Below are 17,904 nucleotides of genomic sequence, written 5' to 3' on the forward strand. Positions count from 1 at the left end.
TTTATACAAAAAAGTGCGGTTAAAATAAAAGAATTTTTAACCGCACTTTCTTTCATTTTATCGTTTTTCCTAATTTTTCACGGTAAACTGGTTAAAATTTTACTCACAACAAATATCCGTATGCGACTTCTTATTTTAATCCTCCTTTCAGTATTAGTATTGTTTCAATATGATTTTTGGTTTGGCAGTAACGGCTTTTTAGATTATCGTCAAAATGCTGAGAAAATTAAGGAAAATCAAGCAGAAAATGAAAAGCTATCTCAACGTAATCAGCGTATTAATGCAGAAATTCAAGGATTAACAAAAGGTTTTGAAGCGATCGAAGAACGCGCACGAATGCAACATGGCTTAGTGAAAGAAAATGAAGTGTTCTATCATATTGTAAAAGAGAGTAAATAATGGCTCGTTCAATTATTGCGGTCTTGCCTGCGGCTGGTGTTGGTTCACGGATGCAAGCGGATAAACCTAAACAATATTTAACGCTGCTTGGCAAAACACTGCTTGAACATACACTCGATGTGATGCTTTCTTATCCTGCCGTATCTAAAATTATTTTGGCTGTAAGCAAAGATGATCCTTATATTTCTACACTATCGCTCGATCCTAAAATTCAGCTAGTGGAAGGTGGCGCAACGCGAGCAGAATCTGTCTTAAATGGTTTAAATGCAATTGCGGAAAAAAATGCGTGGGTGCTTGTTCACGATGCTGCTCGCCCTTGTTTACAACATGCTGATATTGATAAATTGTTAGCTATTGAAGATAAACAGGGTGCGATTTTGGCAATCCCAGCAACAGATACGATTAAACGGGCGGATAATCAGCAATGTATTGTGAAAACAGAAGATCGTAGCCAGCTTTGGCAAGCAATGACACCGCAGTTTTTCCCAGTAGATATATTAAGAGATGCGCTTTCCACAGGAATTCAACGAGGTGCGAATATAACAGATGAAGCATCAGCAATGGAACTGGCAGGATTTCGACCGCACTTAGTGGCTGGACGTAGCGATAATTTAAAAGTGACTCGTCCAGAAGATTTAGCATTAGCAGAATTTTATTTAACAAGGAATAAATTATGATCAGAATTGGACACGGCTTTGATGTTCACGCTTTTGGCGAAGATCGTCCATTAATTATTGGTGGTGTAGAAGTGCCTTATCACACTGGCTTTATTGCGCACTCAGATGGAGATGTGGCACTACACGCATTAACTGATGCAATCTTGGGGGCAGCGGCTTTAGGCGATATTGGAAAACTTTTCCCAGATACCGATATGCAATATAAAAATGCGGATAGTCGAGGCTTACTGCGTGAAGCGTTTCGTCAAGTGCAAAAAAAGGGATATAAAATTGGTAATGTCGATGTCACTATCATTGCACAAGCACCTAAAATGCGTCCACATATTGATGCAATGCGTGCTAAAATAGCTGAAGATCTCCAATGCGATATTGAGCAAGTTAATGTAAAAGCAACGACTACCGAAAAATTAGGCTTTACAGGAAGACAAGAGGGGATTGCTTGTGAAGCCGTTGCTCTTTTAATTCGACAATAATTTACTATTCTTATATTCTTAAAAGTGCGGTGCAATTTGAAAAGAATTTCATCGCATTTTTATTAGTGAAATAATAAGCGATTGCTCGTTATTATTAAGTGACCATTGGTGAAAGGAGACGCCCATTTATGGGTGAGGGAGCAATGGAGGGCTTCAGTCCGCCTTTTTGCTTACCAACCTTGTTGAATATATGGTTCATTATTAATTGATGGAATTTATACGCTTTAACGAGAATATTCCATTAACTAAACCATTTAATAAAACAAATGTAAAACAGTGAGCTTATTGCCAACTTAGATTTTCTTATTATACATTTAACCAAAACGTCACAGGCCCATCATTTGTTAAGCTCACTTGCATATCCGCTGCAAATTGCCCTGTTGAAACAGGTAATTTCTCTGCGCACTTTTGGATAAAGTATTCATATAATTCATTAGCCAATGCTGGGGACGCACCTTTTGAAAAACTCGGGCGTAAACCTTTTTGCGTATCCGCTGCTAATGTAAATTGCGAAACGATAAGTAATTCCCCCTGCGCTTGTTGAACATTTAAATTCATCTTGTCATTTTCATCACTGAAAATTCGATAATTAAGCACTTTTTCAGCGAGTTTATCCGCTTTTTCTCGGTTATCTTCTTTTTCTACACCAAGCAAAACTAACAAACCTTTGCCAATTTTCCCTATTGTTTCGCCCTTTACATTCACTTTTGCTTGAGACACACGCTGAATTAGGGCGATCATTTCAATCCCTCAATAAAACTCGGTAACCATTCTTCAGCATAACTTTCTTGATCATCCACGTTTAACACGTCAATTTTTAAAGTCTCACAAATTTTTACCGCACTTTTTGCTTGAAGTGTTTGCTCCACTTTGTCCGCTGCATAGCAAAAAGTATCATAATCAGAACTACCTAATCCAACGACCGCAAAGCGAACATCTGAAAAATCCTTTTGGCTATTCGCTAATTCATCAAATAGGGGTTTTAAATTGTCTGGCAATTCGCCTACACCGTGCGTTGAAGTGACAATCAGCCAAATTTTCTCGTTTTCAATGTCAGATAAATTTGGTCCGTGAAAAAGTGCGGTGGAAAAACCTTGAGTTTCTAAAACATCGTTTAAATGCTCGGCAACATATTCCGCCCCACCTAAAGTGCTGCCTGAAAGAATACAAATGTGCATTTTATTATCCTATATTTATTTTCTTCTCAAAGAGAAAAGAAAATTATTGAAATGATTAATAATAAAAAGGCTTAGAAAATCTAAGCCTTTTATTACGATTAAACGTTATCAAACTTACCAAGTAATGAACGAATATGCTCTTGCCAGTTACGATGTTCGTTTTTCAGCTGTTCATTTTCAGTTTGTAAGTTTTCGATATTTCTTTGAGATTCTGCGTTTTTCTCTTTTAATTCTTCAACTTCTAATTGAAGTAATTGGATAGTTTCTACCGCTTGTTTAATTTTTTCTTCAAGCTGGTCTAAAATTTCTAAAGACATAATGATTTCCTTTTAAATATGGGTAAGTTTAGGGGTATTTTACCCAGTAAATTTACCTTTTTAAAGCATTGAATAAAAATTTATTATGCAAACGATTACTCAGTGATAGAATGATGCTATTTTTGCCATAATCTTGAAAAATAAGCAGAAGGAGAATAATAATGAATCGAGCATTAGCCATTGAATTTTCACGAGTAACAGAAGCAGCCGCTCTAGCAGCTTACACGTGGCTTGGTCGAGGAGATAAAAATGCGGCAGACGATGCAGCGGTAAAAGCGATGCGTTATATGCTGAATTTGATTCATATGGACGCTGAAATCGTTATAGGAGAGGGCGAAATTGATGAAGCCCCAATGCTTTATGTTGGCGAAAAAGTCGGTTCTGGCTTAGGGGAATTAGTTTCTATCGCAGTAGATCCTATTGATGGTACACGTATGACCGCAATGGGGCAATCTAATGCTATTTCTGTCTTGGCTGCAGGTGGCAAAAATACCTTTTTAAAAGCACCTGATATGTATATGGAAAAATTAGTGGTGGGTTCAAATGTAAAAGGCATCATTGATTTAAATTTACCACTGGAACAAAATCTTCGCCGCATCGCATCTAAGCTAGGAAAATCCCTTTCTGACCTTACCGTAATGGTATTAGCCAAACCACGTCACGATGCCGTAATTAAACAAATACATAACTTGGGCGCGAAAGTATTGGCAATTCCTGATGGCGATGTGGCAGGTTCTGTGCTTTGCTGCTTACCTGATGCTGAAGTCGATCTTCTTTATGGAATTGGTGGTGCGCCAGAAGGCGTGGCAGCTGCTGCAGCCATTCGAGCATTAGGTGGTGATATGCAAGCTCGTTTAATCCCACGCAATGAAGTAAAAAGCGACACCGAAGAAAATAAAAAAATTGCAGCTAATGAGATTCAACGCTGTGCAGCATTGGGCGTAAAAGTGAATGAAGTGTTAAAACTTGAAGATCTCGTGCGTGATGACAATCTTGTATTTACTGCAACAGGCATTACCAATGGCGATTTGCTTAAAGGCATTTCCCGAAAAGGCAATTTAGCCAGTACTGAAACCATTTTAATTCGAGGAAAATCCCGCACAATTCGTAAAATTCAATCTATTCATTATTTGGATGACCTTTATAAAATTTTGAATATTTAGTATTAGAAACAAAAAAAATCGCACCTTTAACAGTGCGATTTTTTGTTGTCTTAGTTTAGGACATTCTGCCGTTTTCTATGCCAATTACCTGATCGCAAATAGCCATGGTAGATTGGCGGTGGCTGACGAGAATAATCAATTTTTCAGCTTTCACATCGAGTAATGATTTCAAAATCATTGCTTCGTTTAAGCTATCCAAATTACTGGTTGGCTCATCGAGTAAAATAATCGGTGCATTATGCAAGAATGCTCGGGCAATACCGATACGCTGTTTTTCACCGTCAGAGAGATTGCCGCCCAATTCTGTCATTTTTGTTTGATAACCTTGTGGTAAGCTTAAAATGAAATCATGAATTGAAGCTTTCTTCGCTGCTTCCATAATTTCTTCTAAGGTTGCATCACGGCGAGCAAGACGGATATTTTCCTCGATGGTTTCGTTGAAAATATAGGTTTGCTGAGTAATGTACGCCATATTGTCACGTAAGCTACGGGTGTTGATATTTGGCAAAGTTTCACCGTTAATTTTAATGCTACCTGATTTAGGATCGTAAAAACGCATCAGCAATTTCAATAAGGTACTTTTACCGCTACCACTTCTGCCGTGAATACCTAAGATTTCGCCTTTTTTCACAGATAAGCTGACATCCGATAAAATTTGTTCTTCGCCGTAAGCGAAGTTTACATTCTCAACATCAATGCAAGAAACATCTTTTAAATCTACCGCACTTTCTACATCTTTTAACTCTGGCTCTTCCGCTAATAAACTTAATACTCGTTCGCCAGAAGCCAAAGTTTGTAATAAGTTGCTTGAAAGGTTACTTAAGGCGATAACTGGCCCATAGCTCGACATCAATAAAATCACGCCAACTAAAAAGGCAGCGAAATCAATTTTATCTAAGCTAAATAAAATTAAGCCAGTAAACAGCATAATAATGTTGAAAACAGATACTGCCACTTCAGTATAAACACGAACTTTCGCTTCTTGGTCTTTAATACGCTCAAACGCCGTATCGATTTTTTGGCTGCGTTGTTGAATTTCTGCTAAACGTTGTTGTGCATAACCGAAAAGCTGAATTTCTTTCATACCACGCACGCTGTCGAGGAAGAAGTCGTTCATTTCGCCCACTAATTCACGATAACGTCTGCCATCTTCACGTGCCAATTTGGTGGTAATAATCGGTAAAATCACGCCAACTGTTAAATAAGCAGCCAATGCCACAAGTACAAACCAGCTTGAAAGCTGGGCAAAGACCAACAATAAAATCGCAGAGGTAAAGAATGCGATCATAATTGGTGCAATGGTGTGCGCATAAAACACTTCGAGTAACTCAATATCATTGGTGACTAATGACACTAATTGCCCCGCTTGTTTATCTTGCAACTTCACAAAAGCTAGGCGACGCAAAGAAGAAAACACTTTGTCACGCAATAATGCCAATAATTTAAAGGCGATATAATGCCCAGACATTTGCTCTAAATAACGCAATGCTCCACGAGCCACCGCCAATACGATAAGTGCGGTCAAAATGCCAGAGAAACTTAAATAGGTGTCAAAGTTAAGAAGATTCACTAACCCCATCGCACCCAGCACCATAATAAAGATGGCAGCTAGGAAACCGAGCGTACCCATAGTAATGGTAAACGCCATAATGTGCGCAAGTGGAGTCACTAATTTCAACAAATGCCCCATTACAACAAAACCATTTTTACGCATTTGCCACCTCTCTAATTTGTTCTAAATCTTTTTGTTGTTGGAACATTTCAGCATACGCACCTTGTTTTGCCATTAAGCTTTCGTGTGTGCCTTGCTCAATCAATTTGCCTTGGTCAAGTACGTTAATACAGTCCGCATTTACCGCATTCGCCAAGCGGTGAGAAATCATCACAATGGTTTTTTGTTGTTTAAATTGCTGAATGAACTGCAAAATAATTTCTTCGCTTTCCACATCAATGTTACTGGTCGCTTCATCAAAAATATAAAGCTCGGCATTGTGTAATAAAGCACGCGCTAAGGCTAAACGTTGAATTTGACCGCCCGATAAATTCGCACCTCGGCTTAAGAGTTGCATATCTAATCCGCCATTTTCGCGTACAAATTGGGCAAGATTCACTTGTTCTAAACACGCATAAATTTGTTCATCTGTAGCATCAATTTTCGCCATCGTCATATTTTCACGCAGTGAGCCTTTAAACACATAACTGCTATGGCTCACCAATGATACTTTTTGATAGAAAGAAGTGCAGTCAATATTGAGGGCGTTTTGTCCATTAAACAAAATCTCTCCTTGTTGCGCTTTATTAAAGCCCATCAATAACGAAACTAAAGTTGATTTACCGCAACCACTTTTACCCACAAATACAGAAAGTTGGTTTGGTAAGATACTCAAATCTAAACCTGTAATTGCTGGTTTTTCTTCACTATAAGAAAAATGCAGATCTTTAATTTCCACTTGAAGGTTATTTTTTGCCTCAAAATTTACCGCACTTTGTTGGGTTTCCACTGGCGTATCAAGCAATGTGAAGATCTTATCTGAAGCCGCTTTACCATTCATCGCAACATGGAAGAATGAACCAAGCAAACGAAGTGGAATAAAGAACTCAGAAGAAAGGAGAATAAATAAAATCACGCCTAACACGCTGAGTTGTGCATCTTGGAATTGCAATAATGCAGTTAAAATCCCAATTGCCGCGCCGCCATAAGCGAGTAAATCCATAAGAGAAACCGAGTTAAGCTGCATAGTAAGCACTTTCATGGTTATTTTGCGGAAATGCTCAGCCTCTTTATCCATCGCTTTCGCTTTATAAGTATCGTCTTGATAGATTTTTAGCGTAATTAAACCCTGTAAGTTATCTAAAAAGCTACTGCCTAATCCCACATAAATCGACCAATATTTTGCCAAAAGTTTTTTCGCAATTTTATTCACCGCAATAATTGACATAGGGATAAGCGGCACACAAATCAACAAAATCACGGCAGTTTTAAAACTGAAAAAAATCAGGAAAGCAAAGAGTGTAAGCGGTGCAAGCAAGCTATAAAAAAGCTGCGGCAAATAACGCCCAAAGTAGATTTCAAGCTGTTCTACACCTTCTGATGCCACTTGGATAATGCTTGAAGTGGATTGCTGATTCACTTGGTTAAGCGGCATAGAAGCCAATTTACGATAAATAAGGCTACGCAATTCATGCTTCACTTTTGTGCTGGCAAAATAAGACGCCTGCACTGATTTTTTACCCGCAAAAGCACGTAATGCCAATGCTGCAATCAAAAGGATGCCCAAAATGACCGCACTTAACGGGCTTAATTCGTGAAAATAAGCAGCTTGTAAAATATAAGAAAACACGACAGCACTAATAATCCCGCCAACTAACGCCACCCAATTCCACAACACTGTGACGCCAATCCATTTTTTGCTGTCAGCCACCGTGTTAATTAGGCGTTTATCTATCATCATAATGATTGCTCCTAAAATAAAAAGAAGCACGCATAGAATGATGCGTACTTAATGTAGGGTGGGCTTCAGCCCACCAAAATATCACGATTGTTTGTTGGTGGGCTGAAGCCCAGCCTACAACTACTAATCAACAATCAACGGCTCGCATTATAGGAAACAAGCAGGTTTAAATACAGAAAATAATAAGAATAGTTTTTATTTCTTGATTTTTATCAAAAATCAATCTTTATTGTTGTGAGAAAATGCTTCCTCGTATAATATATTTGAGAATTATTATTATTTTTTTATAGGATTAAATATGACCAATTTTAGATTAAACGTGCTTGCCTATTCCGTTATGCTTGGGCTAACGGCAAGTGTTGCTTATGCTGATGAGCCAACCAACCAACCAACCAACCAACCAACCAACCAACCAACCAACCAACCAACCAACCAACCAACCAACCAACCAACCAACCAACCAACCAACCAACCAACCAACCAACCAACCAACCAAAATAGTAATGCTTCTGAACAACTAGAGCAAATTAATGTATCTGGCTCTACCGAAAATACTGATACGAAAGCTCCGCCAAAAATTGCCGAAACTGTAAAAACGGCTAAAACGCTAGAAAGAGAACAAGCAAACAACATTAAAGACATCGTTAAATACGAGACTGGCGTTACTGTTGTTGAAGCTGGGCGTTTTGGACAAAGCGGTTTTGCGATTAGAGGGGTAGATGAAAATCGTGTAGCGATTAATATTGATGGATTACGTCAAGCTGAAACCTTATCTTCTCAAGGCTTTAAAGAGCTTTTTGAAGGTTATGGTAACTTCAATAATACGCGTAATGGTGCAGAAATTGAAACATTAAAAGAAGTAAATATCACAAAAGGTGCTGATTCTATTAAGAATGGTAGTGGTTCCTTAGGTGGTTCTGTAATTTATAAAACAAAAGATGCGAGAGATTATCTCATAAACAAGGATTACTATGTAAGTTACAAAAAGGGATACGCTACGGAAAATAATCAATCATTCAATACCCTTACTCTTGCAGGACGTTATAAAAAGTTCGATGTGCTAGTGGTTACAACAAGCAGAAATGGGCATGAACTTGAGAACTATGGTTATAAAAATTATAACGATAAAATTCAAGGTAAAAAAAGAGAAAAAGCAGATCCATATAAAATTGAACAAGATAGTACATTATTAAAATTATCTTTCAATCCTACAGAAAATCATCGTTTTACCCTTGCAGCAGATTTATATGAACATCGTTCTCGTGGGCAAGATTTATCCTATACATTAAAATATCAAAAAACAAATCCTGATTTAGCCGAAGTTGATTCTAGACACACCAATGATAAAACAAAGAGACGTAATATTTCCTTTAGCTATGAAAATTTCTCTCAAACGCCATTTTGGGATACGTTAAAAATCACTTATTCTGATCAACGAATTAAAACTCGTGCACGCACAGATGACTATTGTGATGCAGGTGTAAGGTATTGTGCAGGCACAGACAATCCTACGGGACTAAAATTAACAAATGGGAAAATAACACGTCGAGATGGAACACCCCTTCAATTTAAAGAAAAAGACAACACAGCTAATACTAATAGTAGTGATAAAACCTATGACTCCGATAAATTTATTGATACTGATAATCAAGTAATAGAAGGTAAACTAACCCTAAGGCGCGCCTCTGAAACTTGGTACCATTGTTCAATATTTGATTGTGATGGTAAAATAAAAGCTTTTAGGAGTGAACCTTGGTATAGCAAGTCTGGAAAATGGGAAGAATTTGAACTTGAAAAAAAAGACTTAAATGGCAAAACATTCGCTAGAATAAAGAATCATAATGATAATAAAATAAAACCTATTCTTCCCTCTTCACCGGGTTATTTAGTACGCGACTGGCAAGAGCGAGATTTAGACACCAACACCCAACAATTAAATTTAGATTTAACCAAAGACTTCAAAACTTGGCATATTGAACATAATCTACAATATGGTGGATCATATAATACCGCGATGAAGCGAATGGTTAATCGTGCTGGCTATGATGCTTATGATGTGCAATGGTGGGCTGAACGTACTTTAGGCTTTAAAACAAGCTGGTCCGCACCAAAAGACACTCCAGAAACCTGTGAAGGATCATATACCTGGAATGCCTTTCTTTGCCCTAGAGTTGATCCTGAATTTTCTTACTTATTACCCATTAAAACAACAGGAAAATCAGTCTATCTCTTTGATAATGTTGTTATAACTGATTATTTATCTTTTGATTTAGGTTATCGTTATGACAATATCCATTATCAACCAAAATATAAACACGGTATCACACCTAAGTTACCCGATGATATTGTGAAAGGATTATTTATTCCATTACCAGATAATCCAGATGATAAGAAAGTTAAGGAAAACGTACAACAAAATATTGACTATATCGCCAAACAGAACAAAAAATATAAAGCACATTCTTATAGTTTTGTTTCAACGATTGATCCAACGAGTTTTCTTCGTTTACAACTAAAATATTCTAAAGGTTTTAGAACACCAACTTCAGATGAAATGTATTTCACCTTTAAACACCCTGATTTCACTATTTTGCCAAATACTGATTTAAAACCAGAAATAGCAAAAACCAAAGAAATTGCTTTCACATTACATAATGATGATTGGGGATTTATCTCGACAAGTCTGTTTAAGACTAACTATAAAAACTTTATTGACCTAATATTTAAAGAGCAAAGAGATTTTAAAGTAGGCCCTGGAGGAGGTAGCACATTACCATTTTCTCTTTATCAAAATATAAATAGAGATAATGCGTCTTTAAAAGGTATTGAAATTAATTCAAAAGTATTCCTTGGTAAAATGGCAAAATTTATGGATGGATTTAACCTAAGCTATAAATATACCTATCAAAAAGGCAGAATGAATGGCAATATTCCTATGAATGCGATTCAACCTAAAACGATGGTATATGGTTTAGGATATGATCATCCAAATCATAAATTTGGTTTCGATTTCTATACGACACATGTAGCAAGTAAAAATCCAGAAGATACTTATAATATGTTCTATAAAGAAGAAAATAAAAAAGACAGCACAATTAAATGGAGAAGCAAATCTTATACTATTCTAGATTTAATTGGATATGTGCAACCAATTAAAAACTTAACCATAAGAGCTGGTGTATATAATCTTACAAACCGTAAATATATTACTTGGGATTCTGCGCGTTCAATTCGTTCATTTGGTACAAGTAATGTTATAGAACAAACAACAGGATTAGGCATTAATCGTTTCTACGCACCAGGTAGAAATTATAAAATGTCAGTTCAGTTTGAATTTTAAACCTATCTAAAATCAAAAGTGCGGTAAATTTTTACCGCACTTTTTCTTAAGAAAGGATCTACCTTTTACTCTCTCTTTCAAAGCCAATGTTCAAACATCGGCATTTGTGCAAAATCTCCTTGAAAATCAAGCTCTTTTTGCTATTTTAGACGGTGAAATTTGGGAACTTCGCCCAATTCGGGATCGCATCTTGTTTGCAAGATTAATGGACGGTCGCTTTGTCTTACTACATCAATTTATGAAGAAAACACAAAAAACGCCAAAACGAGAAATCCAAACTGCCCAACAACGCTTAAGTGAATTAAAAGAGAGATTGAAAAATGAATAAAATCAGCCCATTAGGTTCAAATTGGAATGAGTTTGAACAGCAAATTTTCAATGAAGAAGAAATCCGAGAAAGTAATTTGCGTGTAGCCTTAATTAAAGAATTGATTACTTCTCGTCAGCAACTTGGGATTTCCCAAAAACAACTTGAAACCTTAAGCGGTGTGAAGCAACCTATGATTGCACGCATTGAAAAAGGACAAACGAATCCTCAACTTGAAACGTTGTTAAAATTGCTCGCTCCTTTAGGGAAAACCCTGTCGATTGTGCCTCTAAGGGTAAAAAATGCCTAAGATATACCCATTATTTTCATATTGACTTGTTATATTTTCATTAAGTTTTCTCAATAAATAGTTTTTATTGCACCTTATTATACGTGGCTTTTTTGACTAGAAAATCGATAAAATCGGAATAGACTGTTCCGAGAAAAGAAAAAATATTGCAAAATAGCCTCAAATTAAGACCTATGTAGAAAAATGATTATATTTAGTAACTTATCCCTAAAACGAGGGCAAACGGAACTTCTCGAAAATGCTTCAGCTACCATTAATCCTAAGCAAAAAGTCGGTTTGGTGGGGAAGAATGGTTGTGGAAAATCTTCTCTTTTTTCCTTATTAAAAAAAGAATTAACGCCAGAGGGCGGAGAGGTAAATTATCCAGCAAATTGGCGAGTATCTTGGGTGAATCAAGAAACGCCAGCATTGGATATTTCAGCAATTGATTATGTAATTCAAGGGGATCGTGAATATTGCCGTTTGCAACAAGAGCTTGAACAAGCAAATGAATGCAATGACGGTAACGCCATTGCGCGTATTCACGGGCAATTAGAAATGTTGGATGCGTGGACAATTCAATCTCGTGCCGCTTCTTTATTGCATGGTTTAGGATTTAGTCAAGAAGAAACAACACAGCCAGTGAAAGCCTTTTCGGGCGGTTGGCGGATGCGTTTGAATTTGGCACAAGCTCTGCTTTGTCCGTCAGATTTATTATTACTGGATGAACCGACCAACCATTTGGATTTGGATGCGGTTATTTGGTTGGAGCGTTGGTTAGTGCAATATCAAGGCACCTTGGTATTAATTTCTCACGACCGTGATTTTCTCGATCCGATTGTGACAAAAATCCTTCATATCGAAAATCAGAAGCTCAACGAATACACGGGCGATTATTCTTCTTTTGAGGTGCAACGAGCCACTAAATTGGCTCAACAAACAGCGATGTATCGTCAGCAACAACAAAAGATTTCCCATTTACAAAAATATATTGATCGCTTTAAAGCCAAAGCCACCAAAGCCAAACAGGCACAAAGCCGTATGAAAGCATTGGAAAGAATGGAGCTGATTGCGCCTGCTTATGTGGATAATCCTTTTACCTTTGAATTTCGTCCACCGCAATCTTTGCCAAATCCCTTAGTGATGATTGAGCAGGCGAGTGCAGGTTATGGTTGCGGAGAAAGTGCGGTAGAAATTTTAAGTAAAATTAAACTGAATTTGGTGCCAGGTTCACGGATTGGTTTACTCGGTAAAAATGGTGCAGGTAAATCAACCTTAATTAAATTATTAGCGGGAGAACTGACCGCACTTTCAGGCACCGTGCAGTTGGCTAAAGGCGTGCAGCTTGGCTATTTTGCTCAGCATCAATTAGATACTTTACGCGCAGACGAATCTGCTCTGTGGCATATGCAAAAACTCGCACCAGAACAAACGGAGCAACAAGTTCGAGATTATTTAGGCAGTTTTGCGTTTCACGGCGATAAAGTAAATCAAGCAGTGAAATCTTTTTCTGGAGGAGAAAAAGCTCGTTTGGTGTTGGCTTTGATTGTTTGGCAACGCCCGAATTTATTACTACTTGATGAACCGACTAACCATTTGGATTTGGATATGCGTCAAGCATTAACGGAAGCATTGGTAGATTACGAAGGTTCTTTGGTGGTGGTGTCGCACGATCGTCATTTATTACGCAATACCGTGGAAGAATTTTATTTAGTTCACGATAAAAAAGTGGAAGAATTTAAAGGCGATTTAGAAGACTATCAAAAATGGCTGAATGAACAAAATAGCACATCTGAAAATAAAGTTTCGGAAAAAGTGGGCGATAATGAAAATTCGGTTCAAAATCGTAAGGAACAAAAACGCCGTGAAGCAGAGTTACGCCAACAAACTGCACCATTACGTAAAAAAATCACGCAATTAGAAGAAAAAATGAATAAATTTTCTTCTGAGCTTGCGAACATAGAAAATCAACTGGCAGATACTGAATTATATAATGCGGAAAATAAAGAAAAATTGACCGCACTTTTGGCTCAACAAGTGGATGTGAAGAAAGCATTAGATGATGTAGAAACGGAATGGATGACTGCACAGGAAGAATTGGAAGAAATGCTTCAAGCGTAAGGATAGATTATGAATCAAAGCCTTTTTCATCATAGCAAACAACAGGAATATTGCCCTCAATGTGGTGCGCTTTTGCAAATTAAACAAGGCAAAAAAGGGCTGTTTTTAGGTTGCTCTGCTTATCCTGAATGTGATTATTTGCGTCCTTTGCAACGATCGGAGCATAAAGTATTAAAAACATTTGATGAAATTTGCCCGAAGTGCGGTAATTTATTGCAGTTGAAACAAGGCAGTTTTGGGATGTTTATTGGTTGTAGCCATTATCCTGAATGCGATTTTGTGGTGCGGGAAGAATCTGAATCTGAGGAAAAAATTACTTGTCCTGAATGTAAAACGGGGCATTTGATTTCTCGTCGTGGTCGCCAAGGAAAGATTTTTTACGGCTGTGATAATTTCCCTAAATGTAAATTTTCTTTGCCTGCCAAGCCTTATTCCGTGCCTTGCCCAACGTGCCATTTTCCTCTTTCTTTGTTAAAAAGCGAAAATGGGGAAAAACAAATTTTCCAGTGTGCAAATAAAACTTGCCGTCATATTTTTGAGCAATAAAAGTAAAAGAATGAAATGAATAGAGAACAAATCGCCGAAGCCCTTCGACAAAATCAAGTGGTTGCTTATCCCACTGAAGCTGTGTTTGGTTTGGGCTGTAATCCGCAAAGTGAAAGTGCGGTAAAAAAATTACTCGATTTAAAGCAACGTCCAGTGGAAAAAGGGCTGATTTTAGTCGCTCCTAGCTTGGATTTTTTCCGTCCTTTTGTCGATTTTGAGCAGATTAACGATGAACAGCTTTCTCATCTGCAAGGTAAATATGAACGTCCAACGACTTGGATTGTGCCAGCTAAATCCACCACCTCGCATTTTCTCACAGGAAAATTTGATAGCATTGCAATACGTTTGTGCGATCACCCATCTGTGAAAGCCTTATGTGAACTCACGGGTTTTGCATTAACTTCGACTAGCGCAAACCTAACAGGAGAGCCACCTTGCCGTACCGCCGATGAAGTGCGGTTACAATTCGGTGCAGATTTTCCTGTATTGGATGAAATTGTGGGAGATGCACGCAATCCATCTGAAATTCGAGACTTACGCACAAATCAACTTTTTAGACAGGGATAATTTATGGATCTTTATGCTGTATGGGGCAATCCGATTACGCAAAGTAAATCGCCATTAATTCAACGTCAGTTAGCCGCGCAAACCCATCAAACTATGGAATACATCGCAAAATTAGGCAATCTTGATTCTTTTGAACAACAGCTTTTGGCATTTTTTGAGGAGGGTGCGAAAGGTTGCAATATTACTTCGCCTTTTAAAGAACGTGCCTATCAACTGGCAGACGAATATAGCCAACGAGCAAAATTGGCGGAAGCCTGTAATACGCTAAAAAAACTCGATGATGGAAAACTTTATGCGGATAACACCGATGGGATTGGTTTAGTGACGGATTTGGAGCGTTTAAATTGGCTTCGTCCAAATCAACACGTATTAATCTTGGGGGCAGGCGGAGCAACAAAAGGCGTATTATTGCCACTTTTACAAGCTCAACAAAACATTGTGCTTGCTAACCGCACTTTTTCGAAAACCAAAGAATTAGCTGAAAGATTTCAGCCTTACGGCAATATTCAAGCTGTCTCTATGGATTCGATTCCACTACAAACCTATGATGTAGTGATTAATGCAACTTCCGCTGGATTAAGTGGTGGAACTGCTCCAGTTGATGTTGAAATTTTAAAATTAGGCTTAGCTTTTTACGATATGCAATATGCGAAAGGCACAGACACGCCATTTATCGCATTATGCAAAAGTTTAGGTTTAACCAATGTTAGCGATGGCTTTGGAATGTTAGTCGCGCAAGCAGCACATTCTTTCCATTTATGGCGAGGCGTAATGCCAGATTTTGTCGCGGTTTATGAGCAATTAAAATAAGGTAATTGGCAATGGAAAATAAATACAGCGATTTTATGGTGTATGTCGATGAAAGTGGAGATCACAGTTTACAGTCAATTGATAAAAACTATCCTGTGTTTGTACTTGCATTCTGTATTTTTTATAAAGACCATTATCGAAATAATATTGTTCCACAGATACAGAAGATAAAATTTGATTATTTTGGTCATGATATGGTGATATTGCATGAGCATGAAATCCGCAAAGAAAAAGGCGATTTTAATATTTTCACTTCTCGTGAACAGCGTGAAGGTTTTATGGAACGTATTTCATCTATTATTGAAAATACTAATTTTATTCTTGCTGCCTGTGTGATTGATAAGCGAAAAACGCCACAAAATGAAACAACACACCCTTATCATTTTTCACTCAAACATTGTTTAGAAACCCTATACGAATTTGTTTGTGAAAAGCATCAAGAAGATAAAATCACTTTTGTTGCCGTGGAAAGCCGTGGACGTAATGAGGATAGAGAGTTAGAGCTGGAATTTTTACGTATTTGTGATGGACAAAATAAATTTAAAAAGTCCTTGCCTTTTCAAGTAAAGATTGTGCCAAAACAAATTAATTCTGTGGGGTTGCAAGTTGCGGATTTAGTGGCAAGACCTATCGGGAGACATATTTTAGATAGTAATCAACCAAATCGAGCCTTTGAGATCCTTAAAAAGAAATTTTATTGTGAAGGTGGAAGAAAAATACTGGGGGAAAATTTTGATCAAAAAGGACTGAAACATTTCCCTTAGCCCTAAAAAGCGAAAAGCCTCAATGAAACTCACTGAAGCTATAACGCCGACCAAGCACCCTCGATCCACTTGGCTCGGAATATATCAAAATGTTTTATTTTGTCAAGTTTTAATATGCAACAAATAACCAGATGCCCTTGGGTTGGCGAACAACCTATTTATATTGATTATCATGACAAGGAATGGGGAAAGCCTGAATTCGACAGCCAAAAGCTATTTGAAAAAATTTGTTTGGAAGGGCAGCAAGCGGGACTTTCGTGGATTACGGTTTTGAAAAAACGTGAATCTTACCGTGCAGCCTTTCATCAATTTGATCCGAAAAAAATCGCAAAAATGACCGCACTTGATATTGATGCTTGCATGCAAAATTCAGGATTAATTCGCCATCGAGCCAAGTTAGAAGCCATTGTCAAAAATGCGAAAGCTTATTTGGCAATGGAAAAGTGCGGTGAAAATTTCAGTAATTTTATTTGGTCATTTGTGAATCATAAACCGATTGTCAATGATGTGCCTGATTTGCGATCTGTGCCAACTAAAACAGAAGTATCGAAAGCACTTTCTCAAGCCTTAAAAAAACGTGGTTTCGTCTTTGTTGGCGAAACCACGTGCTATGCGTTTATGCAATCTATGGGGCTGGTGGACGATCATTTAAATGATTGTCCTTGCAAAACTCACTAGTGTTTATGCTGATCTCGCTCCCATAAATCGGCGTATTTTACAAAGGTTGAATGCGCTGATAACACCGCTAATAAAAATCCTTGTTTGCCATCTAAAAAACCCGCTTTTAACAAATACATCTTCACAAAACAACCAAGCGCGTGCGAAATTCCTTGCCAAAGTGTGGCTTTTTTTCCTTTAGCTTGGCGTTGGTCTGCCCAGGCTTTGGCATAACCTGCGGATTTCACTAGATAATGATGAATACTTTTATAAGTGAAATGCTCTAAATCCCCTGTCAATTTTTCTACTTTTGTGCCAGCTGGAAATTCCACTTTTTCATGTACAAGTGAATCATTATATTGCGCATAGTTTGTGCGATAGAGACGAACTACATAATCGGGATACCAGCCTGAATGGCGAATTTCACGCCCAAATACTTCACTCACTCGTGGAATTTCATAAACGGTATTTTCTCGATCATTTTTAACCGCACTTAAGATAGCCTGTTGTAACTTGGGCGTAACGCGTTCGTCAGCATCTAACCAGAGTACATAATCACTGGTTACATATTGTTGGGCTAATTGGCGTTGTTTACCAAATCCTTGCCAGTCGCTATTTTCATAGAATTTAGCCCCATAACTGAGCGCAATTTCTTTAGTGTTATCTGTGCTACCAGAATCTAGAATGATAATCTCATCCACCCAATCTTTTACGGTGTCTAAGCAATTGGCGAGGTCTTGTGCTTCATTTTTTACAATCATCGCAACGCTAATTGTAGGCATATTTTCAATCCTTTTTTTGCTATACTAGCCGAAATTTTTTCAAGTATAACCGAATTTCATTT

The 17,904-nt window shown here is 37.6% G+C and carries 19 protein-coding genes; 13 read left to right on the plus strand and 6 right to left on the minus strand.

Annotated elements, in window-relative coordinates; translation table 11 throughout:
- The first annotated feature begins 120 nt into the window (after positions 1-120).
- Genes ftsB through ispF form a run of 3 tightly spaced genes read left to right on the plus strand, consistent with a single transcriptional unit; the run spans position 121 to position 1,549 of the window.
- Positions 121-399 carry a cell division protein FtsB gene (gene ftsB, locus AT683_RS01770; RefSeq protein ID WP_005658968.1) on the plus strand — a complete coding sequence of 93 codons (279 nt, stop codon included), beginning with the start codon at positions 121-123 and terminating at the stop codon, positions 397-399.
- On the plus strand, positions 399-1,076 hold the full coding sequence (gene ispD, locus AT683_RS01775; RefSeq protein ID WP_050846042.1) for a 2-C-methyl-D-erythritol 4-phosphate cytidylyltransferase: 678 nt from the start codon (positions 399-401) through the stop codon (positions 1,074-1,076). Before ftsB ends, ispD begins: the two co-directional genes overlap by 1 nt.
- The gene (ispF, locus tag AT683_RS01780) at positions 1,073-1,549 is read left to right on the plus strand and encodes a 2-C-methyl-D-erythritol 2,4-cyclodiphosphate synthase (RefSeq protein ID WP_005658971.1); all 477 of its coding nucleotides are present in this window, start codon (positions 1,073-1,075) and stop codon (positions 1,547-1,549) included. Before ispD ends, ispF begins: the two co-directional genes overlap by 4 nt.
- A gap of 306 nt (positions 1,550-1,855) precedes the next feature.
- Here ispF and dtd read toward each other — a convergent pair whose 3' ends face one another.
- The 3 genes from dtd to AT683_RS01795 all read right to left on the minus strand — a co-directional run bounded on the left by dtd (position 1,856) and on the right by AT683_RS01795 (position 3,044).
- Positions 1,856-2,290, minus strand: coding sequence for a D-aminoacyl-tRNA deacylase (dtd, locus tag AT683_RS01785; protein WP_005650818.1), 435 nt, complete (start codon positions 2,288-2,290; stop codon positions 1,856-1,858).
- Positions 2,287-2,727, minus strand: a complete 441-nt coding sequence (mioC, locus tag AT683_RS01790; RefSeq protein WP_058222154.1) for an FMN-binding protein MioC — start codon at positions 2,725-2,727, stop codon at positions 2,287-2,289. The genes dtd and mioC overlap by 4 nt, the downstream gene beginning before the upstream one ends.
- A 98-nt stretch (positions 2,728-2,825) precedes the next feature.
- Positions 2,826-3,044 (minus strand): cell division protein ZapB, encoded by a 219-nt coding sequence (locus tag AT683_RS01795; RefSeq protein ID WP_005650820.1) that lies wholly within the window; start codon positions 3,042-3,044, stop codon positions 2,826-2,828.
- A gap of 161 nt (positions 3,045-3,205) precedes the next feature.
- Here AT683_RS01795 and glpX point away from each other — a divergent pair, with 161 nt between their 5' ends.
- Positions 3,206-4,207, plus strand: a complete 1,002-nt coding sequence (gene glpX, locus AT683_RS01800; protein ID WP_005690169.1) for a class II fructose-bisphosphatase — start codon at positions 3,206-3,208, stop codon at positions 4,205-4,207.
- 55 nt (positions 4,208-4,262) lie between these two features.
- Here the strand turns inward: glpX and cydC are convergent, their stop codons facing one another.
- Positions 4,263-5,921: a thiol reductant ABC exporter subunit CydC gene (gene cydC, locus AT683_RS01805; RefSeq protein ID WP_048950191.1), complete on the minus strand. Its 1,659-nt coding sequence runs from the start codon at positions 5,919-5,921 to the stop codon at positions 4,263-4,265.
- Entirely contained in the window at positions 5,914-7,659 is a 1,746-nt protein-coding gene (locus AT683_RS01810) for an ABC transporter ATP-binding protein/permease (protein WP_005690161.1), read from the minus strand. The genes cydC and AT683_RS01810 overlap by 8 nt, the downstream gene beginning before the upstream one ends.
- Positions 7,660-7,957: 298 nt before the next feature.
- Here AT683_RS01810 and AT683_RS01815 point away from each other — a divergent pair, with 298 nt between their 5' ends.
- The 9 genes from AT683_RS01815 (at position 7,958) to AT683_RS01855 (ending at position 17,081) form a co-directional block, all read left to right on the plus strand.
- Entirely contained in the window at positions 7,958-10,999 is a 3,042-nt protein-coding gene (locus AT683_RS01815; protein WP_058222155.1) for a TonB-dependent hemoglobin/transferrin/lactoferrin family receptor, read from the plus strand.
- Positions 11,000-11,105: 106 nt separating this feature from the next.
- Complete coding sequence (locus AT683_RS01820; protein WP_038439526.1) at positions 11,106-11,327, plus strand: type II toxin-antitoxin system RelE/ParE family toxin; 222 nt, start codon at positions 11,106-11,108, stop codon at positions 11,325-11,327.
- Positions 11,320-11,616, plus strand: a complete 297-nt coding sequence (toxA, locus tag AT683_RS01825; RefSeq protein WP_005650837.1) for a type II toxin-antitoxin system antitoxin ToxA — start codon at positions 11,320-11,322, stop codon at positions 11,614-11,616. The genes AT683_RS01820 and toxA overlap by 8 nt, the downstream gene beginning before the upstream one ends.
- 183 nt (positions 11,617-11,799) lie before the next feature.
- Positions 11,800-13,716 carry an ABC transporter ATP-binding protein gene (locus AT683_RS01830; RefSeq protein ID WP_038440439.1) on the plus strand — a complete coding sequence of 639 codons (1,917 nt, stop codon included), beginning with the start codon at positions 11,800-11,802 and terminating at the stop codon, positions 13,714-13,716.
- 9 nt (positions 13,717-13,725) lie between these two features.
- Positions 13,726-14,262: a DNA topoisomerase family protein gene (locus AT683_RS01835; protein WP_011272152.1), complete on the plus strand. Its 537-nt coding sequence runs from the start codon at positions 13,726-13,728 to the stop codon at positions 14,260-14,262.
- A gap of 15 nt (positions 14,263-14,277) precedes the next feature.
- Positions 14,278-14,829 carry an L-threonylcarbamoyladenylate synthase type 1 TsaC gene (gene tsaC / locus AT683_RS01840; RefSeq protein WP_011272151.1) on the plus strand — a complete coding sequence of 184 codons (552 nt, stop codon included), beginning with the start codon at positions 14,278-14,280 and terminating at the stop codon, positions 14,827-14,829.
- Between the two features lie 3 nt (positions 14,830-14,832).
- Positions 14,833-15,639, plus strand: a complete 807-nt coding sequence (aroE, locus tag AT683_RS01845; protein ID WP_011272150.1) for a shikimate dehydrogenase — start codon at positions 14,833-14,835, stop codon at positions 15,637-15,639.
- A gap of 11 nt (positions 15,640-15,650) precedes the next feature.
- Positions 15,651-16,403 carry a DUF3800 domain-containing protein gene (locus AT683_RS01850; protein WP_011272149.1) on the plus strand — a complete coding sequence of 251 codons (753 nt, stop codon included), beginning with the start codon at positions 15,651-15,653 and terminating at the stop codon, positions 16,401-16,403.
- A 114-nt stretch (positions 16,404-16,517) separates the two neighbouring features.
- Positions 16,518-17,081, plus strand: coding sequence for a DNA-3-methyladenine glycosylase I (locus AT683_RS01855; RefSeq protein ID WP_050845964.1), 564 nt, complete (start codon positions 16,518-16,520; stop codon positions 17,079-17,081).
- Here AT683_RS01855 and AT683_RS01860 read toward each other — a convergent pair.
- Complete coding sequence (locus AT683_RS01860; RefSeq protein WP_011272147.1) at positions 17,078-17,842, minus strand: glycosyltransferase family 2 protein; 765 nt, start codon at positions 17,840-17,842, stop codon at positions 17,078-17,080. The two genes, AT683_RS01855 and AT683_RS01860, sit on opposite strands and share 4 nt — an antisense overlap.
- Positions 17,843-17,904: the final 62 nt, after the last annotated feature.

Origin of the sequence: Haemophilus influenzae (genome assembly GCF_001457655.1) — a bacterium.
In the GTDB taxonomy this organism is placed as follows: domain Bacteria; phylum Pseudomonadota; class Gammaproteobacteria; order Enterobacterales; family Pasteurellaceae; genus Haemophilus; species Haemophilus influenzae.